We start from the raw sequence: 24379 nt of genomic DNA on the forward strand, positions 1-24379 counted from the left end.
TTTTCTGTTTGCGCGCGAAATCGGGTATCCGCTCGCCGCAATGTGATCACGCGTAAAATGCGGGGCGCCTGCCATAGTTCAGCGTCGTCGCGCGCCGCGACACCAATGCCTCTGTGACTTGCTCGGCGATCGCCGACGCGACATATCCGTCCCAGGCGCTGGCACCCGTCGCAGTGCCGCCGCTTGCTGCCTTGACCCACTGCGACATCTGACGGCGATAAGCATCTTGAAACCGGGGAACCCAGTTCTCCGGATAGGAAACGCCGCCGGCTCCGTTTCGGTTCGTTATGGTGAACGACGGTGGCCCCAGCGCCACCGTGCCCTCGCGACCGATCAGCTCCGCATGAACATGATAACCATACGTCGCGTTCATGAAGATCTCGGTCGAAACGATTTCTCCCTTCTCGGTCTGCATCGTGATCATCAACGGATCTTCATTCGGCCCCGCGGCAATTTGCACGGATGTCATCTCAGACCCGAGGAGCCATCGGCTGATGTCGATCTCGTGGACAAACGAATTGGTAATCGACATTTGTCCGGTAAACCATTCCGGCGCGCGCGCGTTGCGGTGGATGTTGTGCAGGAGCACGGGTTGACCGATGCCGCCTGCCTCTCTGACACGCTTCATCTCCTGATATCCGCGGTCGAACCGACGCATGTAACCGACTTGAATCAAGCGGCGACCGTGTGCGATCTCGGCCTCCACAACGGTCAGTGCCTCGGCGGCGGAAGATGCGAGCGGCTTTTCGCACAGAACCGGCTTGCCAAGCTCGATACATGTGCGGCTGAGCGTCGCGTGGGTTGCATCCGGCGACGATACGACGATCGCGTCGACGCGATCCGAAGCTATCAACGAATGAGGATCTGGAAAGACGACGGTTCCTGCTGCTGCAGCCCGCGCTCTAGCCGCGTCGGCATCGTAGACACCAACCAGATGCGCGCCAGGCGTCTCTTCGCGAAGCACCCGCGCATGCTCGGCTCCCATGACTCCAGTTCCAATGACGGCGACCCCAAGACTCATGCTCGTTTCCCACTTGTTTCGATCAGGCCACAATCGCCGAAGTTGCGATTTGCAGTTCGGCGACGCGGCTTCGACATTTTCTTCATCGACGACTGGCGCGATCACATTGACAGACGTGCCCAGGAGCAACGCGGGACTCTGCGCCAGCCATGCGGCCGCAACTATACCGGCAATCGCATCGGCGCATCGGGCACAGGCATGCCACCCGGCACCGCGCCCCAGACGGACTGGTCAAAATTCACGATCGCGCCAGTCATCAAGCCTGCATCGTCTGAGACGAGAAAATTCACCGCACGCGCCGCCTCTTCGGGATCGACAAGCCGCCCGAAAGGAAGGCCTTTCGCGACTTTGTCCAACCAATTCGGATCACCACGCTCCGCCTCCTGCAGCGCTCGCTCATTGTCGGACGACATCCAGCCAACATTGAGCTGGTTGACGCGAATCCGATTGGCCATCACCGAAAAGGCGGTATTCGCTGTCAACGTCGTCAAGGCGCCCTTGGACGCGCAATACGGGCTAATGAACGGTTGGCCTGCGAGCGCGGAAATCGAACCGATATTGCATATCGCGCCTTCGATATGGTCGCGTATCATAAGTTTGATAGCTTCCTGCATCAGGAAGAATGGCGCGCGCACATTGGTCGCAAACATGCGATCGAACAGGTCTGGAGACGTATCCAGAATCGTGCCGCGTTCCGTCAAAGCGCCGGCATTCACCAGAACATTGACGCGCCCGAAATGCTTATCGGCTTCGGCGATCATGCGTCGGCAATCTTCAACGGATGCAAAATCGCCGCGCACGAAGAGCGCAGGAATGTTGGACGTTTTGCCGACATCCGCCGCGACGGCAGTGCCGCGCATCTCGTTGCGGCCCGTGACGACGATCCCAGCCGCGCCTGCGACGGCCAATCTTCGCGCGATGGCCGCACCCAGCCCCTGTGTCGCGCCCGCGACGACGCAGATTTTTCCGTCCATCCGATTCATTTCACGACCTCGTATCCAGCAAGTGCCATCACGCGCATCAGTTCCGCATGGCCCTTCTTGGCCATCTCGAGAGGTGGGCTGCGTTTGGGATCCTGTTCGGCTTCCACGACGAACCATCCCTCATATCCATAAGAGGCGAAACGTTGGACGATGGTCGCAAAGTCGAGGGATCCGTCGCCCGGCACCGTAAATGCGCCCTTCACGACGGCGTCGAGGAAGCTTTCCCGTGTCCGATCGAGCTTTTCGATGACGCTCAGACGAACATCTTTGGTGTGAACATGGCTAATACGCTTATGATGCTTGTCGATAACGCGCAGCACATCGCCGCCGGCGAAGGCCATGTGGCCAGCATCGAACAGCAACGGGAGCGCTTCCCCCGAATTTGCCATCAGCAAATCGAGTTCAGGTTCGGTCTCGATCGCTGCGGCCATATGGTGATGGTAGGAAAGCGGCATGCCCTGATCGGCACACCACTCCGCAAAACTTGTCATCTTGCGCCCATAGACCTTGATCTCGTCTTCCGAGAGCCTTGGTTTGGTCGCCAGCGGAGCTGCGCGCACGCCTTGGATCGAACGGGCGGTCTCGCCGTAAACTATACATGGCGCCTTGGCCGCGATGAAGAAATCCAGCTGGGCACGAACACGATCTTTCTCCTGCTCGATATCACCCTCGAGCAGAAGACCGGAAAACCAGCCGCCGCAAACGGAAATCCCGTAACGCGCGAGAATTGGCCCGAGCTCGCCCATCTTCATGGGGAACCGGCGACCGGTCTCCATGCCGGTGAAGCCGGCCACGCTCGCTTGGCGCAAGCATTCCTCCAGGCTGACATCATCGGAAAGTTCCGCGAGATCGTCGTTCCACCACGCGATTGGCGCGATTCCGAGTTTCGCTTTCATGGCTACTCACACTCCGATACGTTGCTTGGTACGAATGAATTCTTGCTGCTTGCGCGCGCTTTGGACGAGTGGGCGCGATGAGATTTCAGGAACACCGACGTCCCAATCCGCGTCGCCGGGAACCCATGCATAGGCGTCCGACGCGATGGAGAGCACGGTTGTCCGGTCGTTGCCCTTGGCCCATTCGAGAGCGGATTCGAGCTCGGCAAGACTTTCGCAATGCCGTGCTGCCGCCCCCATGGACTCGGCGTGTTTCGCGAAATCGACATGCAGCGGCTCCTTGGGATTGCGCACGCGGCAATCCGTCAGGAGATTATTGAATCCGGGCATGCCCTTGGCCTGTTGGAGTCGGTTGATGACCGCAAAGCCACCATTGTCGCAAACAATCACGATCATCTTATGCCCGCTCAGAACGGTCGAATAGATGTCGGAGTTCATCATCATATAAGTGCCGTCGCCGATCATCACGATCGGCGTGCCGCCCAAACCGCCGGGTCCGGGATTGGCCAGCGCATGTCCCCACCCGGCCGCGATCTCATAACCCATGCAGGAGAAGCCGAACTCAAGATCAAACGTATTAGGCGCTTTCACCCGCCAGCCCTTGGCGACTTCGCCGGGAAGTCCGCCGGCTGCCGAAATTAAAGTGTCTCGCTCGCCCGCCACTGCATTCACAACATGCACGACCTGCGCGTAGGTGGGAACGGCTGCGTTGGACGGCTTTTGATGCGTATCGAGCAGAACGTCCCATTCCTTGAACAAGGCCTTAGCACGAGTCATATGTGTGGGGTCGGCGCGCCAGGACTCGAGTGCCATGTCCAGTTCGCTCACGGTCTCCAGCGCGTCGCCGACCACCGCCAAGGCGCGATGTTTTAAGGCGTCGAAGCGCGCAGCGTTGATCGAGATAAATTTCGCGTCGGGGCTGAACGCAGTCCACGAACCAGTCGTGAAATCCTGCAGACGCGTGCCGATTGCAAGAACGACGTCCGCTTCGGCCGCGAGCGCATTGGCCGACGTGGAGCCTATGATGCCGATCGGTCCGGCATGGGCAGGATGATAATGTGTGACACCGCCCTTGCCCGCGATGGTTTCGACAATCGGAATGCCGTGTTTGACCGCAAAATCGGCCACCACCTGCTCGGCAAGCGAGTAACGGACCCCGCCGCCCGCAATGAGAAGAGGCTTTTTGGCGGTCTTCAGAAGCGCTGCGGCTTCCGCGAGTTTCCGGCGATCCGGGCGCGGCCGCGGAATCGTCCAAATCCGTTCTTCGAAAAACACTTCCGGATAGTCGAAAGCAATTTCCTGGATGTCTTGCGGCAACGCGAGGAAGGCCGGGCCGCAATCGGCCGGATCGAGCATTGCCGCCGTGGCCTGGGGTAACGAGGAAATGATCTGCGCCGGATGGGTGATCCGATCCCAGAACCGCGTGACCGCCTTGAAGGCGTCGTTCACCGTGACGGTTGGATCGCCGAAATGCTCCACCTGCTGCAGAACGGGATCGGGAAGACGGCTGGCGAACGTGTCGCCCGAGATCAGCAGGACGGGAAGACGGTTCGCATGCGCCGTGCCCGCTGCGGTCACCATGTTCAGCGCGCCCGGACCGATCGAAGACGTCGCGATCATGATTTGCCGGCGGCGCTTGGCTTTTGCAAATCCAACCGCAGCAAGAGCCATCGACTGCTCGTTTTGGCCGCGCCACGTCGGCAAACTGTCCTGTACCGCCTCCAACGCTTCCGAAAGACAGGTGACGTTCCCGTGCCCGAAGATGCCGAAAACACCGGCGAACAGCGGCACGCGAACCCCATCGATCTCAATAAACTGATGCGTCAGCCATCGGACCAGAGCCTGGGCCATGGTCAGGCGGATCGTTGAATGTGTCACGCGGCTTCCTCCCTCGACATTCTGGCAACGATAATCATTTTCATCATATATTGACAATTATTATTTTTTGCAACATTTATTGCTAAATGATTTGGGAGGACCTCGGATGCTCAGGATTGCTGTGCTCGGGTGTGGCCGCATCGGCGCCATGCACGCTGCCAATATCGCCAGTCATCGGCGGACTCAGCTCGCGGCTGTTCAAGACATAAATATTGCCGCGGCCGAAGCCGTCGCCGCCGCTACTGGCGCGCGGATCATGCACAGCGCTGCCGATATCTTTTCGTCGGCCGATGTTGACGCGGTGCTTATCGCCACGGCGACCGATACGCACGCAGACCTCTTGGAACAAGCCGTTGCCGCCGGCAAACCGGTTCTTTGCGAGAAACCCATCGATCTCAGCCTCGCGCGGGTGAACCGCTGTGCGGAGGTCATCCGCGGCACGTCAATCCCGATTCAGATCGGCTTCGTGCGTCGTTTCGATCCTGGCCACAAAGCTGTGTACGACGCGGTGCGGGCCGGCGAGATCGGCGAGTTGCACCAGGTGATCATCACATCGCGCGATCCGGGGCTCGCGCCCCAGGCCTATCTCAAAGTGTCCGGCGGCATCCTGCGTGATATGACGATCCACGATTTCGACATGGCGCGTTTCATCTTGGGCGAAGAACCGACAAGTGTGTTGGCGGTCGGCTCGCGCCTGGTCGCTCCCATGCTCATGGAATCGCTCGGCGATCACGATACGATCACCGTTGTCATGACGACGGCCTCCGGAAAACAAGCCATCATTACCAACTCGCGCGAAGCTGCTTACGGCTACGACCAGCGGGTCGAGGCCTTCGGCTCGAAGGGCATGGCGATATCCAAAAATCGCCGGCCCAATCACATGTCATTGTCTGGCAAAGGCTTCAGCGATCGCGCGGCGCCACTGCTCCATTTCTTCATCGAGCGTTACCAAGAAGCGTTCAGCGCCGAGATCGACGCCTTCGTCGAAGCGGTGGAAGCCAACCGGCCGGCGGTCGTCGGCTTCGAGGACGGACGGCAAGCTCTCGTGCTCGCGGAAGCTGCGATCCGATCCATGAGCGAAGGGCGCGCCATCAAAGTATCGGAGATTTCTTGAGATGTATGAACGCTTCGGACTCTTCATCGGCGGCGAATGGCGGCCAGCTCTCGACGGAGCGACGGCGCCGGTCCTGAGCCCCGTTTCGGAAGCCTCGTTGGGAGAGGCGCCGGTCGCCAGCATCGCGGATACGGAAGAAGCGCTCGCAGCCGCGCAAGCTGGCCTGCGTGCATGGCGAGAAACGCCCGCCTTTACCCGAGCAGACTCGCTGCATTCGATCGCCGACGAAATGGTTCGGCGCGCGGATGAAGCATCGCGCATGATCTCCTGCGAGACGGGCAAGCCTCTCGCGCAGGCGCAGCGAGAATGGAGCCTGAGTATCGACCAGTTCCGTTGGTACGCCGAGGAGGCGCGGCGAATCTATGGCAGGCTGATCGAGAGCCGGGTCCCGGGCGGCCGCTTCGAAGTGAGCCATGAGCCCGTGGGCGTCGTCGCCGCGTTTACGGCGTGGAATTTCCCCGCCGCGCTAATCGCGCGCAAAGTCGCGCCGGCACTGGCCGCAGGCTGCTCTGTCATCGTTCGCCCATCGACGCAGACGCCGGGCACCGCGATGGCGATGTTCGATTGCTGCCGTGCCGGAAAATTGCCGCGCGGCGTCGTCAACCTTGTCGTCGGCTCGACGAACGCGACATATGCGCCAATCATGGCGTCCAAGGCGGTCAGGAAAGTCTCGTTGACAGGCTCCACGCGCGTCGGCCAGCAGATGATCCGCGACGCGGCAAACACTTTGAAGAAGGTTTCGATGGAGCTTGGCGGCAATGCGCCGTTGATCGTCTATGAGGACGCAGATCTCGAAGCCGCGCTCAATGTCGCAGTGCCGACGAAATATGCAAACGCAGGCCAAGTCTGCGTCACGCCGGACCGTTTCTACGTACACGAGAGCCTGCATGACGCCTTCGTTCGAGGGTTTGTCACGCGCGCCAAAGCCATCAAGCTTGGCGACGGCCTCGATCCGACCGTCGGCATGGGTCCGCTGATCAATGCCTCGCGTCTGGCGGAAATCGAGGGGATCGTTGCCGAGTCGTTGCGCGCCGGCGCGAAACTCGTCGCCGGCGGTGGCCGGGCCACGGCGTTCAATGCCGGCCATTTCTTCGAGCCAACCGTGCTCACCGAGGTGACGGACGACATGAAGGTCATGGCCGAGGAGAATTTCGGGCCGATCGCCGCGATTGCACGATTCCGAAGCGACGAAGAAGCGATCGCGCGCGCCAATGCCTGCGACATGGGCCTTTCGGCCTATGCGTTCACGCGCTCGCCCACACGCGCGCGGCGCAGCATCAAGGAGCTGAAGGCCGGAATGGTGGGAATCAATTCTTTCGCGCTCGCCGCATCGGAAGCCCCCTTCGGCGGCACAAACTTTTCGGGCATGGGGCGCGAAGGCGGCGTCGAAGGCATTCGCGACTATCTCGACGTGAAACTGGCGCAGGTGGTGTTCTAAGATGATCGCCAACAAGCTCAAGCAACTCTGGGCTGAGGGCAAACCGACCATCAACGGCTGGTGCTCCATCGGCAACGCGTTTACGGCGGAGATCATGGCCGCCCAAGGTTATGATTCCGTCACCGTGGACATGCAGCACGGCGCGCTCGACTATTCCAGCCTGCTGCCGATGTTGCAGGCGATGCGCGCCTCCGGCGTCGTGCCCATGGCGCGCGTGCCATGGCTTGAGCCGGGCATCATTATGAAGGCACTCGACGCCGGCGCCTACGGCGTGATCTGCCCGATGGTGAATACCGCTGCGCAAGCCGCGGAATTTGTCGGCTACATGCGCTATCCGCCGCTCGGACAACGAAGCTTCGGGCCGACGCGCGTTTCCTTCGCTGCCGGCTCCGATTACGGCGCGCACGCCAACGAAGAAATGTTGGCCTTCGCCATGATCGAGACTGCAGAGGGAATCGCCAATCTGTCGTCGATCGCCGCAACACCTGGCCTCGACGGAATTTACGTCGGGCCTGCCGATCTCACGCTTGGCCTCACTCAAGGCCGCCTCGCACCGGGCTTCGATCGCGAGGAGCCCGAGATGATCGCGGCCCTCAACGAGATTGCTGCTGCATGCAAGGCAAACGGAATCCGTGCCGCCCTGCATTGCGGAACGCCCGAGTACGCCGGACGCGCCATCGCCTGGGGTTTCGACATGGCAACCGTATCGGGCGATTCTCGGCTTCTCGCGGCGGCAGCAAGCGCAAGTGTAGCAAATTTCCGCCAGCTCGTCGGTCAAATCGGCGCGAAGAGCGAGAAAGGAGCCTATTGATGCCGCACCTGTTGATTGCGGGAAAGCTGCATCCCGCTGGGATTGCGCTGCTCAAGAGCGCCAACGGCTTCACCTATGATTACGTGGAGGAGAGCTCCGAGCCGAGCTATGCGCCTCTGATCGGCAAGGCGGACGCCCTTGTCATCCGTACGCAACCGCTATCCGCCCCGACGATCGCCGAGGCCGCACGACTGCAGATCGTCTCGCGGCATGGTGTCGGCTATGATTCCGTGGATGTCGCAGCGCTGAATGCGCGCCGGATTCCGCTCTGCGTCGTTGGCGATGTGAATTCGCAGTCGGTTGCAGAACACGCGATGATGTTGATCCTTGCTTGTGCCAAACAATTGATTCGAGCCGATAACGCGGTGCGAAATGGTGCTTGGGGATGGCGCAATCGGCTAGAGGCCGGCGACATTTCCGGCAAACGCCTGCTCATCATCGGCTACGGCCGCATTGGACACCATCTCGCGCAAATGGCGGAGGGGTTCAAAATGGACATCCGTGCTTTCGATCCCTTCCTTGCCGAACGCGGATGGCCGGAAGGTCCGGTCCGTCCCGCGGCGACGCTGGCGGAAGGGCTCGCGTGGGCAGACATCGTTTCGGTGCACATGCCAAAGGCCGGCGCACCCCTCTTGGGCGCAAAGGAATTCACGCGTCTGAAGCAAGGTGCAATCGTCGTCAATACGGCGCGTGGCGGGATCGTGGACGAGGGGGCCTTGACCGCAGCTCTGGCCGACGGGCGGATCGCCGCCGCAGGACTTGACGTCTTCGACGACGAGCCGCCGAAGCAAGACCATCCGCTTCTCGCGTTCGACCAAGTCGCGCACACGCCGCACATCGCCGGCCTCACGCAGCAAGCGGCGGAGCGCATGGCGGTATCCTCCATACAGAACGTATTCGACTTTTTCGCGGGACGCCTTGACCGCGATCTCATCGTGAACGGGAACTTCTGACATGAGCAAACCGAAGATTCGCATTGGCCTTATCGGCAGCGGCTTTATGGGCAAGGCGCATGTATTCGGCTATACGACGGCGGCCCGGGTCTTTGACCTCCCATTCGAGGTGGAACTGCACACGCTCGCAGACGTTAACGACGAGGCAGCCGCAAAAGCCGCTACCGCGCTCGGCTTCGCCCACTGGACCACGGACTGGCGAAAAATGGTCGCCGACCGGGACATCGACGTCATTAACATCACAGCGCCCAACGCGCTGCACAAAGAGATGGCGCTTGCTGCAATCGCGGCAGGCAAACATGTCCATTGCGAAAAGCCTCTGGCGCCGATCGCCAGCGACGGGCGTGATATGGCTGATGCCGCGGAGTCAGCCAAAGTGAAGACGCAGGTCGGTCTCAACTATCTTTGCAATCCAATGTTCGGTCTTGCGCGCGACATGATCGCGGCCGGCGAACTCGGCGAGATCCTGGGATACCGCGGCGTGCACGCCGAAGATTACATGGCGGACCCCACCTCCCCCTTCACGTTCCGTCACGATCCCGCCGGAGGCGGCGCGCTCGCCGACATCGGCAGTCACGCGCTGGCGACCGCAGAGTTCTTGTTAAGTGCGACAGCCGGACCCATCACACGGGTCATGGGCGATTGCGTCACGATGATCTCTGAGCGTCCCGATGGAAAGGGTGGCAAGCGGCACGTCGAAGTCGACGATATCGGCCGCGCGTTCTTGCGCTTCGCTAGCGGCGCCAGCGGATCGATAGAAGGCAACTGGATTTCGACTGGGCGCAAAATGCAGCACGACTTCGAAGTCTACGGGACGAAAGGCGCTCTCGCATTCAGTCAGGAACGTTTCAACGAATTGCATTTCTTTTCGACTGACGATCCCCGTGGCCGTCAGGGCTTTCGCCGCATCGAGGCCGGTCCGGACCATCCGCCCTACGGTTTGTTCTGTGTCGCAGCCGGACACCAACTCGGCTTCAACGACTTGAAGGCGATCGAGATTGCGGGATTTCTCGATGCCATTGCCGACCGCCGATTTGAGCCATTCAATTTTCGAGCGGGCTTGCGCATTCAGACGCTGGTCGAAACGATTCAAGCCTCAAGCCGCGCCGGCGCCTGGAAGGATGTTGGCTAAGAAATTAGAGCGGGCTATTGCTCGGTAACTGTTGGTATCCGGGGATTTATCGAATTCCTCTGCAGACGGGCAGCCAAAGCGACCGTGAGCGCTTGCGCCAAACACATCGGTGCCGCCAGGGATCGGGAGAACGTGTATTCGTGCTCGGGAACCGCCAAAAGGATATTCGCGGCCTTGGCAAGCGGCGAAAGCGTGCTGTCGGAAATGGCAATGATCGGGATCTTCCGTTGCGCAACGTCGTCAACGATGTTGACCACTTCCGTCGCATAGAACCGGAATGAAATTGCAAACAGTAGGTCGCTGCTGCGGATTGTCTTCGCCATATGCGTTGCAAGACCACCGCTTGGATCGAGAAGCACGCAACGTTTGCCGAGCATCGTTAAGACGTAGCGCAAAAGATCGGCAACCGGCGACGAGCGGAGCTGGCCAACGAGATATATGATTTCCGCCTTTTCGAGCATCACCACGGCCTTCTGGAGATCGGCTTCGGAGATCTCGACAAGCAGGTTTTGCAAGGAGGCAATGTCGCGGACAACCAAGTCGTGCAGGAAACCACGCTCGCTGCTGTCCTGTCGAGCGCCGAGTTCGCTTTCAAGTGCCCTGAGCCGAGCTTCGAAGCCCGGTGCGGCGGTAGACAATCGCTTCTGGAACAGGCTTTGGAGCGCCTTGAATCCATCGTAGCCGAGAGCTTGGGCAAAGCGGACAAAATTGGATGCATGCACGCCGCACCGCTGCGCGATTGCGTTCACCGACAACACTGCGACGTCATTGGGATTCTGGGTCAGATAGACCGCTATCCTTTGATATGACTTGCTCATATCGTCATATCGATCGTGAATGACGCGAATGAGTTCCTCGTAGTCGGAGGGTGTCGAAGAATTGGGCATCGTCTTACTCGTTAATTCCTGCCATATTTCAGCAGTGCGGCAACTCGTAGTGAATATCCGAGCCTCGCTCGCTCCCAGCCCGCGTTTCTGCGCTGCGCCGGTAGTTTTGGCCTCACAACAATCGCCGGCGGCCCCTCACACTCGCTTTCCCAACACTCCATTCCAAGTATGGCAACAAATATTGCATTATCTCTGCCGTGACAAGCGATGCTGCAGCACCCTCTCAGGACCGCACGGGCCCATTTGGGCGCGGTCACAAGCGAGTCTACGAACAGCCTAAGCACCACGCTTAAGAGGCCTCGCAGGCAGAAGTTGGCTCAACGCGATCGTGCGCACACGAACACTACAGATCTGCAGCCTTGCGCAGATCTCCAACGCTTCGGACCAGTTCCTAACGGCGTTGAAAAACCTGTGATCATTTTCGCAAAGCGCCCCGTCAAAATTTATTTGCAACAAATATTGACAATATCAATAAATTGCAATTAATGAATAGATTAAGATATTTGGGAGAAACGATTTGGCAGGACCAAGACCTTGCGCTTGGTGGAGGGCAGACATCTCCACCGCATGTCGCAAGACGGCGCCTGTCGATCTTGACCGGAGCAGCAAGCGTGCGTTCACCGAACTGCTCCAGTGGATATTGTCTCGCGAACACGCGACGACATCGCGCCATCGCTTCGATATTGTCGCGAGATCATTCCTCTCGCCTAAGCCGACGCATACCGATGCAGCCGCAGATCGCAGTGACATCCGTGTCCTTGCCAAAGCGGCGTTGCGCCGCGTGAGCGCATTCACAAAATCCGAATTCAGAAATTCAGCCACGCTTCCTGCGTGGAACTGAGCTGCGCCGGTCCGGCGCGTTTCGTAAGGGAGGGAACGGATGATACATATGAAAGCTAAGACTGCTCTCGCGACGGCGGCGAGCGCCGTCGCCTGCTTGGCAGCAACTCTTGCAGGCCCGGCGCATGCCGAGGACAAGCAGATGACGATTGCGATGATCACCCACGCGCAACCGGGAGATACGTTCTGGGACATCATTCGCAAGGGAGCCAATGCAGCGGCTGAAAAAGATCATGTGAAGCTGATCTATCTTGCCGACCCGACCGCAGCGAAAGAAGCACAACTCATTTCCAACGTGGTCCAGCAACATGTCGACGGGATCGCGCTGACGCTGGCGTTTCCCGATGCGATGGCCAAGAACGTCAAAGAAGCGCAGGACGCAGGAATTCCTATCGTAGGCTTCAATGCCGGCGGCGACGATTGGAAGAAGGCCGGCCTCCTCATGTATGTCGGCCAGGATGAGAACATCGCTGGCCAGGCAGTGGGCGAACAGCTCAACAAAGAAGGCGCCAAGAGCGTCGTTTGCGTCGACCAGCAGCAAGGTGCCGTGCAGCTCGAAGAACGGTGCGATGGCATCAAGGCCACATTCAAAGGCAAATTCGAAATTCTGTATGTGACCGGCTACGACATGCCGACGGTGAAGTCGCGCGTCCAAGCGAAGCTGCAACAGGACACGGCGATCGATTATATCGTGACCCTCGGCGCACCCTTTGCGCCGACTGTGCTCGACGCGATCACCGCGTCCGGCAACAGTGTCAAGCTCGGCACGTTTGACCTTACGCCGCAAGCCGTCGGCCTGATCAAGAGCGGCAAGTTGCAGTGGGCGATCGACCAGCAGCCCTTCGTCGAGGGCTATTTGGCCGTCGACCTGTTGTGGCTGAACAAGATCAATGGCGACACAGTCGGCGGCGGCGGTCCCGTGCTGACCGGCCCGGCGTTCGTCAACAAGAGCAATGTCGACGAGGTTGAGAAATTTGCCAAGGCGGGCACGCGCTAAGGTTTCGTTCGACCATAAAACAACTGCCAACTGCCGACCGGGGACCCCTCCGGCGGCGGATCTGGTCGAGAGGCGAGCATGACGATCACCACCGAACGAGTCGACCCGGCGCATCCGCGGCGACAATATCAGAGGCAAGCTGTCTGGAAGCGCATACTGAAACGGCCTGAAGCGGGCGCGCTTTGCGGCGCGATCCTCGTCTTCATTTTCTTTTGGGTGATGGCCCCGCCGTTTCGACAATTTGCGGCTTTGACAACCGTACTCTACCAATCAGCTTCGATCGGCATTCCGGCGGTTGCCATTGCGATCCTGATGATCGGTGGCGAATTCGATTTGTCCGCCGGCGTCGCAGTGACGACCTCCTCTTTGGCCGCGTCGATATTCGCCACTGAAGTGGCGGGGAACCTTTGGGTCGGCGTCGTCTTTGCGCTGCTCTTTTCGCTGGGGATCGGTGCACTCAACGGCTGGCTTCTGATACGCACAAAGCTTCACAGCTTTCTTGTGACTCTCGGCAGCTTCCTCATGCTGCAGGGCTTGAACATTGCAGTCACTAAACTCATCACCGGCAACGTCGCGACCCAAGACATCAGCGGCATGCCGGGGTTCAGCACGCTCCAAGCGATCTTTTCGTCGAACTTCACCATTGGCCAAGCCCAAATCAGCATCGCAATCGTTTATTGGGCGGTGTTCGTGGCGCTTGCGACCTGGGTCTTGCTCCGAACGAAAATTGGCAACTGGATCTTTGCCGTGGGCGGCCAGGGCGACAGCGCTCGCGCCGTCGGTGTTCCGGTCACCGCCGTCAAGATCGGCCTCTTCATGCTGGTGGGTTTCGGCTGCTGGTTCCTCGCGATGCATCTGCTGTTTGCCTATGACACGGTTCAATCCGGCGCCGGCATCGGACAGGAACTTCTCTACATCGCCGCATCGGTGGTTGGCGGATGCCTTCTGACCGGCGGTTATGGATCGGCCGTGGGTTCGGCGCTCGGCGCTTTCATTTTCGGCATGACCACCGAAGGCGTGATCTATGCGGATTGGGATCCGGATTGGTTCCAATTTTTCGTCGGCGCGATGCTTGTTCTCGCGACTGTCGTCAACAACTGGATTCGTATGCGCGCGATGAGAGGAAAGTAAGATGACACAGACCGAAAGCGCGATCATTCAATTGAAAGACATCGGCAAGAGTTACGGCAACATCAGCGCCTTGCGTGGGGTCAATCTCACGGTTCGGCAAGGCGAGGTCACGTGTATTCTGGGCGATAACGGTGCGGGTAAATCGACCTTGATTTCGATCATCTCAGGTCTCTTCGCCCATGACGTCGGCGAGTATCTGGTCGACGGACAACCGCGACGCTTCGCCTCGCCAAGAGAGGCACTCGATCTCGGCATCGCCGCCGTCTATCAGACGCTTGCCTTGGTCCCGATGCTGCCGGTGTGGCGGAACTTCTTTCTCGGATCGGAATTGCAAAAAGGCCACGGCATATTCCGCCGGCTCGATACCGATGCCATGTTTGCGGTGACCAACGACGAATTGCACCGCATGGGCATCGATCTTGAAAACCTCGAGCAGCCCGTCGGCACGCTTTCCGGCGGACAACGCCAAGTTGTGGCGATCGCGCGCGCCGTGCATTTTGGCGCAAGGGTCCTGATCCTCGACGAGCCGACCGCAGCGCTCGGCGTGGCGCAATCCGGCTTGGTCCTACGCTACATCGTGCAGGCGGCCCGCGACCAAGGTATCGGCGTCATCTTCATCACGCACAACCCGCACCACGCTTTCCTGGTCGGCGACCATTTCATGGTGCTGGCGCGCGGAGAAGTCGATCTCGACAAACCGCGCTCGGAACTTACGCTAGAGAATCTCATGTTCCACATGGCCGGCGGCAGAGGACTCAGTGCCCTGCAGCACGAGATCCACAGCTGATCTGGAGGCGCCCGAAGGTTAGGTAGACCAACCGAATCGCGCCGCCGAGAATATTGGCCGCGGCAGTTCAGCAAGTGACAATGACTTTGCCTCGCGCATCCGGCCATGGATTGCCGTGCCCTCCGGCGCCAGACTCTCATCGCAAATCAGCTGCGTCCAACAGAGGCCGGATTTCGATCTGGCTCGGTCGCAGCAAGGGATTGGGGCAGCGCTTCACCCAGGTTATCGCCTCGTCGGTGTCCTTAACCGCCCCGAGCGGGAGGCTCTTGCGAACATATTTCTAATCAAATCGTCGCCGCTAGCGATCGATGAGGGCGAACGAATGTCCGGTTTCGGGATTTGCGATTGCGCGCCGAATGACAACAGTGAGGCGCGAAGCAGGCCCGCCTTTGTGCGCGATATTCTACGCTTGAACACTCCAACTCTTTAAAGCGACTTTACATCATCCTGAAACTGGACGCAGATCGGACCTTCTAGGTAGAGATGGAGAACGCAAGCTCAGCGGAGTGAGATATTGGCTGGAACGACATTGTGAAATGGCGAAAATCGCCGTCGAATCAACGCTATGGTCGCCGCTTATACCCTCACTCCCACTCGATTGTTAAGAACCAAGCTAGATTATTGATGTAGCTTGGTTTTTCCCGTCCGTAGCAGGCTTCCTTCACCGCGGCGCGGCTCGCGAACGGCTCTGGGCGCAGTTCGGCGGCACGAGCCTTCGACCACCCCCGGCATGAGTCCGACGTTAGGATACGTATCCATCGCGCTCCCGGAAGGACTCCGCGGGCGGGCAGGCCGCCTGAAATGGGTCGCGGGTGCCCCCGGGGTGAGCTGCCAGCCTGTGCTGGCACCGATTTTGTCGTCGCAACCGATGGCAGGATCTCGGCTCTCTATATGTTCTTCGACAGCGAGCCTGACCCGGCCGGGCCAGCCATACCTAGCTGACGTTTGCTCAACCTGTTGCGGGCAGGGACGATCTCCTCCTGTCCGAGGATGTCATGCCACGGGCATCAGCAGTTTACGCCGACTGACGATAGCGCAGCATTTCGACCAGCAACGCGAACGCTGGCGAGGCTTGGCGGCGGTTTGGGTAGTAAAGATGGTAGCCCTGAAACAGGGGACACCAGTCCGCGAGCACTTCAATAAGGCCTCCGTCAGCAATGTAGGGCCTGGCGAGGTCTTCCGGCACGAAACCAAGGCCCAAGCCGTCCAAAGCCGTATTGAGAATGGGTATGGCGCTGTTGAAGGTCTGTTGCCCCTCGACCCGCACGCGCAATTCTCGACCGTCTTTTTCGAATTCCCACGCATAGAGGCCGCCGGCGCTGGGAAGGCGCTGATTGATGCAATTGTGGTTGGTGAGGTCCTGAGGCGTTTGCGGCGGTGAGCGTCGCTCGAAATAGGATGGTGAGCCGACAACCGCAAAGCGCCAATCCGGCCCTATGCGCACGGCGATCATATCCTTGCTGATCGCTTCGCCAATTCGCACGCCCGCGTCGAATCGCTGCTCGATGATGTCGGTGAAGCCGTAGTCAATATTCAGTTCGACATGGATGTCCGGATAGGTGCGCAGGAAGGTCGCAAGCTTTGGCCGGAAGATGGTGTCGATGACATAGTCGTTGCAGGTAATGCGCACCGTACCAGCCGGTTTATCGCGCAATTCGCCGAGCGCTTCGATCTCGGCTTCGATCTGGTCGAAATGCGGACCGATCGCCTTCATCAGGCGCTCTCCCGCCTCCGTCGGCGCGACATTACGGGTGGTGCGCGCCAGGAGCCTGACACCCAACTGCGCTTCAAGCGCTTTGATCGTATGACTGAGAGCTGACGCCGATACGCCGAGCTGGGAACCCGCCCTGGTGAAGCTCCGCTCCCGCGCGACGGCCAGGAAGGCGATCATATCGTTGATGCGATCTCTCGGCATTTGTGAATCCTGCTCAAAATGACATGTATATTACACCTACTAATTCGATGATCCCACTTCGATTAGATTCCTGTTTCGAAATCGCGCGACAGCACATCGCGGCAAAGGAATTGGAGAACTCCTATGGAAATCATGCGCGCAGGCTCGCGTCCGTCGGCAAAAGGCCCGACCGACTGGTTCACCGGCACGGTCCGCGTCGACCCGTTGCTCAATCCCTATGCGCCGGAGCGCGCTCAGGGTGCGCACGTCACCTTCGAGCCGGGCGCACGCACCGCCTGGCACACGCATCCGCTCGGCCAGACCCTCATCATCACCTCAGGCTTTGGCCGCGTGCAGCGTTGGGGTGGTCCGATCGAGGAAGTCCTGCCCGGCGACGTGGTGTGGTTCCCGCCGGGCGAGAAGCACTGGCATGGCGCATCGCCTGAAACGGCCATGACCCATATTGCCGTCAACGAGGTGCAGAACGGCAAGGTCGTCGACTGGCTCGAACAGGTCTCCGACAAGCAATACGGCGGTTGACGCGATCCGCGGTCACGTACGAACGGTACGGCTGAAAGGAGGCTGCCCATGTCCTGGCAGCAACAGGAATTGGAGAAGATCGCCGATAGCGACGACCTGCACATTTCGCCCTACCGCGATGACGGCCAGACCTACGGCACGCCGACCTGGATCTGGTCGGTGGTCGTGGGCGGCGAGCTTTTTGTTCGCGGCTACAACGGCCAAAACTCGCGCTGGTATCAGGCGGCGATCCGTCAGAAGGCGGGCCGCATCACCGCCGCAGGCATGACCAAGGATGTTTCCTTTGAGCCGGTCGATGGCCCCCTCAACGATCCCATTGATGAAGCCTATCGCCGCAAATACGCCAAGAGCCAATATCTTGCGCCCATGATCGCCGGGCGCGCCCGCGCGGCAACCGTCAGGATCACGCCGAAGAATTGAGATATCGAAACCGGAGCGGTGGCGATCAAAACCGAAGGCCGCGCCGGACTCTGACGGGCCAAGCGCTCGAGGAAGAACAAATGTTCATGACGATGCCCCAACGGTCGGTCGCCCCGACCGACAAGTCCCTGCTGTCTTTCATGGCCTCAGTCTTCACGGTGTTCCTGATCACGGGCGCCGCGCTGCCGGCCCTGCCGCTGCACATTCACGATCATCTTGGCTTCGGCCCTTTCATGATCGGCCTCGTTTCCGGCGCGCAATTCGCCGCCTCCCTGATTTCGCGCCTGTGGTCCGGCACGGTCGCTGATCGGCACGGTCCGAAACGAGCGGTCACGGCGGGCTTGGTCATGGCGGCGCTCGCCGGACTCTTCTGTCTACTTTCCCTGCTCGCCGTCGGCAATCCCGCCCTGTCGGTCGAGATCCTGTTGGCTGGCCGTGCGCTTCTCGGTGGCGCCGAGAGCTTCATCATGACCGGCGCGCAAAGTTGGTGCCTTGCGCTCGCCGGTCCCGGCAATGCCGGGAAGATAATCGCCTGGATTGGCACGGCGATGTTCCTGGCGCTGGCAGCGGGCGCACCGCTAGGCAGCTATCTCTACGCGACCTGGGGATTTGCCTCGATCGGACTGGCGACGTCTATCGGCGCGGTGGCAACGCTAGCGCTGGTCGCGCCCATTCCAGCGGTGAAGCCTGCCCCCCAAGGCGAGAAAGCCATCGCGCGAGTTCTGAAGGCAGTCTGGCTTCCGGGACTGGGTATGGCCTTTGCCGGCATCGGCTATGGCACGATGACCGCTTTCGCGGTGCTGCTTTTCGTGCAGCGCGGCTGGCAACCCGCCTGGCTGTCCTTCACGGCTTTCGCCGTCGCACTGATGGTTGCGCGCGTGTTCTTCGGGCCGCTTCCCGATCGTCTTGGCGGTGCGCGCACCGCGATGATCTTCGTTGTCATCCATAGCGTCGGCATGGCGCTGATCTGGTCCTCGCCGTTCGCCTGGCTTGGCTTCGTCGGCGCAGCGCTTGCCGGCTTCGGCTACGCACTCGTCTATCCGGGGTTCGGCATGGAGGCGATCGCCCGGGCGCCGGCGGAATCGCGCGGGCTTGCAATGGGCGTCTATACCGCCTTCATCGATCTCTCGCTCGGCATCCTCGCTCCCCTGCTTGGTCTCGTCGCCAATGCCGCCGGGCTCGGATCGATCTTTCTCATCAACGCACTGCTCGCGCTCTGCGCCGTGCCGATCGCGCTGCGACTGCGTTTTCACCAGCAACCAGAACCGGAAAGGGTCTCATCATGACCGAGAACATCAAAGGCAAGGTCGTCGTCATCACCGGCGCCAGCAGCGGATTGGGCGAAGCCGCCGCCCGCCGCCTTGCAGAGGACGGCGCGAAGCTGGTGTTGGGTGCGCGCCGCATCGATCGTCTCGAAGCCCTGGCCAAGGAACTGGCTCTCGGCGACGGGGCCGTACTGAAAACTGACGTCAGCGACCGCGAACAGGTCAAGCAACTCGTCGAGCGCGCCGTCGAGAAGCATGGTCGCATCGACGTCCTCATCAACAATGCCGGCCTGATGCCGCAGTCCTTGCTCGAAAGCCTCAAGGTCGATGAGTGGGATCGCATGATCGACGTCAACATCAAAGGCGTGCTCTATGGCATCGCCGCCGCGCTGCCAGACATGAAAGCCCAGAAGAGCGGGCACATCATCAACGTCTCCTCGGTCGCCGGTCACAAGATCGGGCCCGGCGGTGCGGTCTATTCCGCCACCAAGCATGCGGTGCGGGCGATCTCGGAAGGGCTGCGCCAAGAGGTGAAACCGTACAATATCCGTACGACCATCATCTCGCCTGGAGCGGTCGCGACCGAGCTTCCCAACACGATTACCGATCCTGCCGTCGCCGGGCGTGTGCGTGAACTCTACGATCAGGTCGCGATTTCCGCCGACTCCTTCGCCAGCGTTGTCGCCTTCGCCATGAGCCAACCGGACGATGTCGACATCAACGAGGTCCTCTATCGGCCGACCGTGCAGGTCTACTGAAAAAACATAGCGGAGTCGGAAAGTCGGTTCCGCGTCAACCTATCTCACGCCGGCCCCACCATTTCCCAGGGTTGGAATGAGGTGGCGCGGCCGAAGACCATGAAGGAGCAGATCATGCCCAGCGATGAACCTACGCTTATATCCGACGATGTCCTGTCCGTTGCCCCAGCGCTCCGGGCTTATATGCAAGACAATGTTATCGACGGTCTGTGGAGGCGACCGCAATTGTCGCCGCGCGATCGCAGCATCGTCACGCTCGCCGTGCTTATCACCCGCAACCAGACGCTCGATATTCCGTTTTATCTCCGGCTCGCGCTCGACAGCGGGCTGAAGCCAGTGGAAATTTCCGAGATTGTCACGCATCTTGCGTTTTATGCCGGGCTCGGCAATGCGGCCTCCACAATTGCAATCGTGAAGGATGTCTTTGGCGAGCGCGGCATCGCCCCGAACGATCTTCCCCCGGTCGATCCGAAACTCCTGCCGCTCGATGCCGCCGCCGAGGCGACACGCGCGGCGAATGTCGAAGAGAATGCCGGGACGATCTCGCCCGGTCTCGTGCAGTTCACCGCCGATGTCCTTTTTCTAAAACTCTGGCTTCGTCCTGATCTCGCGCCGCGCGACAGGAGCCTCGTAACGGTCAGCAGCCTGATGGCGGCAGGGCACATCGCTCAGATCACCTTCCATCTCAACAAAGCAATGGACAACGGCCTGACCAAGGAACAGGCCGGCGAAGTGATCGCGCAGGTGGCGTTCTATGCTGGCTGGCCCGATGCCTTCTCTGCCGCGCCCGTCGTTGGCGAAGTGTTCAAGAGTCGCGGTCAGCAATCCGCTTAATCCCAAGTTCGGGGAGAACCATTGATTATCTCGTTTGAGAGTAAAGTCGCTTTGGTAACGGGGGCCGCATCCGGACTTGGCCTCGCCACGGCGCGGGCTTTCGCAGAATCCGGGGCGTCCGTGGCGCTGGCGGATTGGAACGAGGACGCGGTAAACGCTGTGGCCGAAAAGTTGGCCGCCAAGGGCCATAAAGCCATCGCCATACGTTGCGATGTTGCCGATGACGCGCAGGTCGACGCCATGGTCGCGCGAACCGTCGAGGCGTTCGGCCGGCTCGATGCCGCGTATAACAATGCGGGCGTTCAGAATGTGCTTGCCGAGACGGCCGACACCACGCGCGAGGATTACGATCGCGTTATGGGCATCAATCTGCGCGGTGAATGGAGCTGCATGAAGTTCGAGCTGCGGCAGATGCGCAAGCAGGGAAGCGGTGCGATCGTCAATTGCTCTTCACTCGGCGGACTTGTCGGCGGAGCCGAGCGCGGCATCTATCACGCCGCCAAGCATGGCGTGCTCGGATTCACCAAGAGCGCTGCGCTCGAATACGGAGCAAGGGGAATCCGCATCAACGCGATCTGTCCTGGCTTGATCTGGACGCCACTGGCCGATGAGATGGTGGCCGGCGGTCAGGGCGATGCACTCGAGGCGATGGAAAAGAGCATTCCGATGGGGCGGGTTGGTCGTCCGGAGGAGATTGCGAATGCAGTCCTTTGGCTCTGCAGCGATGCCGCGAGCTACGTAACCGGCCAGTCTATCTCTGTAGATGGCGGCTTCATCATGCGCTGATGGGCATGCCGACCATTCGCAGATGCAAACAAAGCTCACCCGTGATTGATGTCCCCGGCCCCCTTCTAACGGGCGATCTGAGGGTGGGCACAGAGCGGGCAGGTGCGCACGACGCCCGTCGCGGAGTTCAACTTCGGTCCGTTTCACCGACTTGGCTTTGCAGCCGGCCTAGTCAATATCGTGTACCGGATGCCGAAGGAGACAAACCGCGTGCGCTTTAGGTCGCAATGGCATAATCGCAGTCATCATTTTCTATTGTTCTTGGCCAGCATCCGCACCACCCGTAGGCTAGCGTAAAACAGCGTGCTGTGGAGTGGTTGCTGGGGGGGGGGGCGCAACACTCGATTATTGCGATTTGTCGAAAGAGCCATACCATAGCTAGCGGCATAGCCGTTCTGTGTAAGACGAGTTCGAAGCCCTCTCGCTCCACCTCGAAACGTGGGATTGTCGGCGCAGGAACGTGTCCGGCGAGGTGTGGAGCCATATGGTCACGAATGAACCCCATGTAGCGAAAGCCCCATCATCATTCTATCGAGGCAGCGAACACGACTGCACCCTGCGGATCTTCATTCCTCCGGTTTGCTGGCAGAATGAACATGGCAGTTAAAATCAGGGCCAATATGTTCATGATGGCCGCTCCAATAAGGACCGCGCTCACCTGATGACTCATTTTCGCCACGCCAATCAGTTGAGGATCGGCGTTGGCGGTGAAAACCACGATAAGCACGCTGAGGCCGATGGAGCCCCCCAGTTGGCGAGCAACATTGACCAGCCCTGATGCTGCTCCCTGATCACGGCTTTCCACACCGCGCACGCCGGAGGTGGTCAGCGGTGCCATCGCTCCACCGTTGCCAATCCCGATCACGACCATTGGCAGTGCGAGCTGCCAATAGGAAGCGTCGGTGCCCGCGCCTGCCAACCAAAACAGCCCGACGCTGATGAGCAGCAAAGCCCCCATGAGCATCGGAACCCCGCCCACCATGCGCGTGACTCTTGGGATGGCCATCGCGGCGGCGAATTGAACCAACGTCATGGGCAGGAAGCCCAAACCGGCCTGCAGCGCCGAGTAGCTCAGCACACGCTGCATATACTGCGAGCCAAAAAAGAAGAAGGAAACGATCGAGCCGACGTAAAGCATACGCACCAAATACGCGGCAGAACGTTCGCGACTGCGCAGAAGGCGCAAAGGCAGCAACGGAACGTCGACACGGCCCTCATGCCAGAGGAAAAAGCCGAGGACCAAAACCGAGGGTGCCAAAGTCCCCAGCGTGGCCGGGTCAAGCCACCCAGCTTCGGCGGCATTGACCAGACCATAGACCAAGAGCCCCACTCCCAAGGTTGACGTAATGGCGCCCATTGCATCGAACCTGCCCACCGTGGGCGCGTTTTCGGGTATGTAGCGCGCGACGGAGAACAGCAGCGCGATACCAATCGGGATGTTCGCCAGAAAGCCGATCCGCCATGACAACAGGCCCGCGAAAATTCCGCCCAGCACCATGCCAAGGCTCGCGCCGGCACCGGCGACGACCGAATACCAAGCCAGCGCACGGGTGCGCTCGCTGCCTTCGGGAAAAGTGATCGCGATGATGGCGAGCACACTCGGAGCGAGGATCGACGCGCCGAGCCCCTGGACGGCCCGCGCCGCGATCAGCTCGTAAGGCGATTGGGCAATACCGATTACCAGAGACGCAAGCGTGAACAGAATGACGCCGCCTCGCAGGATTCGCCGACGACCGAAAGTGTCGCCCAGCCGGGCCGAAAGAAGGAGAAAGCCACCGAAACAGAGCAGGTAGGCGTTCTGGACCCAGGTCTGCATCACCGGGCTCATGCCCATCGTTTTGCCGATTTCCGGCATGCCCGTGTAAACGATGGAGAGATCCAGCAGGATCATCAGATATGCGGTAAGGACGACGCCAAGAATGGTGTTGGGGTCAGCCAACCGCGCAGAGCGCTGGAGGGTCATCAATAGAGCTTTCATCGGTTTAGGCCGCCCGGCATCGCCATCAATGGCCAGTCATCTTCAACACGGCTTCAGGCAGGCGCTTACCCTGGACTTTGATCCTGGAGGCCTCGGCATCGATCTCGGCGAGATCGCTGGCCGTCAGGTCCAGATCGACCCCGCCGAGATTTTCTTCCAGACGGTGCAGCTTGGTGGTGCCGGGGATCGGCACGATCCATGGCTTCTGGGCCAGCAACCAGGCGAGTGCGACTTGAGCTGGCGTCGCGCCCTTGCGATCCGCAACGCCCTTGACCACGCCGACCAGCGCCATGTTGGCCTTGCGGGCTTCGGGGGAGAAGCGCGGCACTAGGTTGCGGAAATCGCCCTGCTCGAACTTTGTGTTCTCGTCGATCTTCCCGGTCAGGAAGCCCGCGCCGAGGGGGCTGAACGGCACGAACCCTATGCCGAGTTCCTCCAGCACAGGTAGAAGCTCCGCTTCCGGTCCCCGCCAGAACAGCGAATATTCGCTCTGGACCGCGGCCACGGGCTGGACAGCATGTGCCCGGCGAATGGTCTGGACGCCGGCTTCCGACAGGCCGAAGTGTTTGACCTTGCCCTCTGCGATAAGATCCTTGACAGCGCCGGCGACGTCCTCGATCGGCACGTTGAGGTCGACGCGGTGCTGGTAGAATAGGTCGATGCGATCCGTCTTCAGACGCTTGAGCGCGGCCTCCGCCACCGCCTTGACATGCTGGGGCCGGCTGTTGGTGCCGCCGCGGCGCTCACCGATCTCAAGGTCGATGTCGAAGCCGAACTTGGTGGCGATGACGACCTTGTCGCGGATCGGTTGTAATGCTTCTCCGACCAGCACCTCATTGGCGAACGGCCCATAGGCCTCTGCAGTGTCGAAGAGCGTGACGCCGCGCTCATGCGCCTCGTGGATGAGCTTGACCATATCGGCCTTCGCGACACTCGGACCATAGACGCCCGTCATGCCCATGCACCCCAGACCGAGGGCTGATACCTCCAGGTCTTTGCCAAGCTTGCGCGTCTTCATTGTTTTTCTCCATTCATG

The 24379-nt window shown here is 60.2% G+C and carries 22 protein-coding genes and 1 pseudogene; 14 read left to right on the forward strand and 9 right to left on the reverse strand.

The genetic code is table 11. The annotated features are described in order from the left end of the window. Positions 1-46 precede the first annotated feature (46 nt). The 4 genes from V9T28_RS10955 to iolD all read right to left on the reverse strand — a co-directional run bounded on the left by V9T28_RS10955 (position 47) and on the right by iolD (position 4778). Positions 47-1021, reverse strand: a complete 975-nt coding sequence (locus tag V9T28_RS10955; RefSeq protein WP_116399816.1) for a Gfo/Idh/MocA family oxidoreductase — start codon at positions 1019-1021, stop codon at positions 47-49. Between the two features lie 161 nt (positions 1022-1182). Then, positions 1183-2004, reverse strand: a complete 822-nt coding sequence (locus tag V9T28_RS10960; protein ID WP_116398995.1) for an SDR family oxidoreductase — start codon at positions 2002-2004, stop codon at positions 1183-1185. After that, positions 2001-2900 carry a myo-inosose-2 dehydratase gene (iolE, locus tag V9T28_RS10965; RefSeq protein WP_116398996.1) on the reverse strand — a complete coding sequence of 300 codons (900 nt, stop codon included), beginning with the start codon at positions 2898-2900 and terminating at the stop codon, positions 2001-2003. The genes V9T28_RS10960 and iolE overlap by 4 nt, the downstream gene beginning before the upstream one ends. Before the next feature lie 6 nt (positions 2901-2906). Next, complete coding sequence (gene iolD / locus V9T28_RS10970; protein WP_116398997.1) at positions 2907-4778, reverse strand: 3D-(3,5/4)-trihydroxycyclohexane-1,2-dione acylhydrolase (decyclizing); 1872 nt, start codon at positions 4776-4778, stop codon at positions 2907-2909. A gap of 106 nt (positions 4779-4884) precedes the next feature. On the opposite strand from iolD, the gene iolG reads away from it, so the two are divergent. The 5 genes from iolG to V9T28_RS10995 are packed head-to-tail and all read left to right on the forward strand — an operon-like array spanning position 4885 to position 10226. Beyond that, the gene (iolG, locus tag V9T28_RS10975) at positions 4885-5892 is read left to right on the forward strand and encodes an inositol 2-dehydrogenase (RefSeq protein WP_116398998.1); all 1008 of its coding nucleotides are present in this window, start codon (positions 4885-4887) and stop codon (positions 5890-5892) included. A gap of 1 nt (position 5893) precedes the next feature. After that, positions 5894-7330 (forward strand): NAD-dependent succinate-semialdehyde dehydrogenase, encoded by a 1437-nt coding sequence (locus V9T28_RS10980; RefSeq protein ID WP_116398999.1) that lies wholly within the window; start codon positions 5894-5896, stop codon positions 7328-7330. Between the two features lies 1 nt (position 7331). Further along, on the forward strand, positions 7332-8141 hold the full coding sequence (locus V9T28_RS10985) for an HpcH/HpaI aldolase family protein (protein ID WP_116399000.1): 810 nt from the start codon (positions 7332-7334) through the stop codon (positions 8139-8141). Continuing rightward, the gene (locus V9T28_RS10990) at positions 8141-9094 is read left to right on the forward strand and encodes a hydroxyacid dehydrogenase (RefSeq protein ID WP_116399001.1); all 954 of its coding nucleotides are present in this window, start codon (positions 8141-8143) and stop codon (positions 9092-9094) included. Before V9T28_RS10985 ends, V9T28_RS10990 begins: the two co-directional genes overlap by 1 nt. Before the next feature lies 1 nt (position 9095). Beyond that, positions 9096-10226: a Gfo/Idh/MocA family protein gene (locus V9T28_RS10995; RefSeq protein WP_116399002.1), complete on the forward strand. Its 1131-nt coding sequence runs from the start codon at positions 9096-9098 to the stop codon at positions 10224-10226. Positions 10227-10240: 14 nt separating this feature from the next. Here the strand turns inward: V9T28_RS10995 and V9T28_RS11000 are convergent, their stop codons facing one another. Next, complete coding sequence (locus V9T28_RS11000; protein WP_116399003.1) at positions 10241-11113, reverse strand: MurR/RpiR family transcriptional regulator; 873 nt, start codon at positions 11111-11113, stop codon at positions 10241-10243. A gap of 889 nt (positions 11114-12002) precedes the next feature. Here V9T28_RS11000 and V9T28_RS11005 point away from each other — a divergent pair. The 3 genes from V9T28_RS11005 (at position 12003) to V9T28_RS11015 (ending at position 14868) form a co-directional block, all read left to right on the forward strand. Beyond that, positions 12003-12950 (forward strand): substrate-binding domain-containing protein, encoded by a 948-nt coding sequence (locus V9T28_RS11005; protein ID WP_199499947.1) that lies wholly within the window; start codon positions 12003-12005, stop codon positions 12948-12950. Between the two features lie 312 nt (positions 12951-13262). Continuing rightward, a complete protein-coding gene (locus V9T28_RS11010; protein ID WP_245423986.1) occupies positions 13263-14081 on the forward strand; it encodes an ABC transporter permease in 819 nt (272 codons plus the stop codon). A 1-nt stretch (position 14082) separates the two neighbouring features. Next, complete coding sequence (locus V9T28_RS11015) at positions 14083-14868, forward strand: ATP-binding cassette domain-containing protein (protein ID WP_116399006.1); 786 nt, start codon at positions 14083-14085, stop codon at positions 14866-14868. Between the two features lie 136 nt (positions 14869-15004). On the opposite strand, the pseudogene V9T28_RS11020 reads toward V9T28_RS11015, so the two are convergent. Together V9T28_RS11020 and V9T28_RS11025 are read right to left on the reverse strand one after the other, a co-directional pair. Then, positions 15005-15115, reverse strand: a pseudogene (locus tag V9T28_RS11020) (YciI family protein); the annotation flags it as partial. A gap of 768 nt (positions 15116-15883) precedes the next feature. Beyond that, complete coding sequence (locus V9T28_RS11025) at positions 15884-16783, reverse strand: LysR family transcriptional regulator (RefSeq protein ID WP_116399007.1); 900 nt, start codon at positions 16781-16783, stop codon at positions 15884-15886. A 123-nt stretch (positions 16784-16906) separates the two neighbouring features. On the opposite strand from V9T28_RS11025, the gene V9T28_RS11030 reads away from it, so the two are divergent. The 6 genes from V9T28_RS11030 to V9T28_RS11055 all read left to right on the forward strand — a co-directional run bounded on the left by V9T28_RS11030 (position 16907) and on the right by V9T28_RS11055 (position 21365). Further along, positions 16907-17302, forward strand: coding sequence for a (R)-mandelonitrile lyase (locus V9T28_RS11030; protein WP_116399008.1), 396 nt, complete (start codon positions 16907-16909; stop codon positions 17300-17302). Positions 17303-17350: 48 nt separating this feature from the next. After that, the gene (locus V9T28_RS11035) at positions 17351-17722 is read left to right on the forward strand and encodes a DUF2255 family protein (RefSeq protein WP_116399009.1); all 372 of its coding nucleotides are present in this window, start codon (positions 17351-17353) and stop codon (positions 17720-17722) included. Positions 17723-17808: 86 nt separating this feature from the next. After that, positions 17809-19008 (forward strand): arabinose transporter, encoded by a 1200-nt coding sequence (locus tag V9T28_RS11040; protein WP_199499949.1) that lies wholly within the window; start codon positions 17809-17811, stop codon positions 19006-19008. After that, positions 19005-19745: an SDR family oxidoreductase gene (locus V9T28_RS11045; RefSeq protein ID WP_116399010.1), complete on the forward strand. Its 741-nt coding sequence runs from the start codon at positions 19005-19007 to the stop codon at positions 19743-19745. The genes V9T28_RS11040 and V9T28_RS11045 overlap by 4 nt, the downstream gene beginning before the upstream one ends. A gap of 114 nt (positions 19746-19859) precedes the next feature. Then, positions 19860-20579 carry a carboxymuconolactone decarboxylase family protein gene (locus tag V9T28_RS11050; RefSeq protein WP_245423868.1) on the forward strand — a complete coding sequence of 240 codons (720 nt, stop codon included), beginning with the start codon at positions 19860-19862 and terminating at the stop codon, positions 20577-20579. Positions 20580-20600: 21 nt separating this feature from the next. After that, the gene (locus V9T28_RS11055) at positions 20601-21365 is read left to right on the forward strand and encodes an SDR family NAD(P)-dependent oxidoreductase (RefSeq protein WP_116399012.1); all 765 of its coding nucleotides are present in this window, start codon (positions 20601-20603) and stop codon (positions 21363-21365) included. Between the two features lie 523 nt (positions 21366-21888). On the opposite strand, the gene V9T28_RS11060 is transcribed toward V9T28_RS11055, so the two are convergent. Further along, entirely contained in the window at positions 21889-23328 is a 1440-nt protein-coding gene (locus V9T28_RS11060; RefSeq protein WP_116399013.1) for an MFS transporter, read from the reverse strand. Between the two features lie 40 nt (positions 23329-23368). After that, the gene (locus tag V9T28_RS11065; RefSeq protein ID WP_116399014.1) at positions 23369-24361 is read right to left on the reverse strand and encodes an aldo/keto reductase; all 993 of its coding nucleotides are present in this window, start codon (positions 24359-24361) and stop codon (positions 23369-23371) included. Between the last annotated feature and the right edge of the window lie 18 nt (positions 24362-24379).

This window comes from Methylovirgula sp. 4M-Z18 (genome assembly GCF_037890675.1).
In the GTDB taxonomy this organism is placed as follows: domain Bacteria; phylum Pseudomonadota; class Alphaproteobacteria; order Rhizobiales; family Beijerinckiaceae; genus 4M-Z18.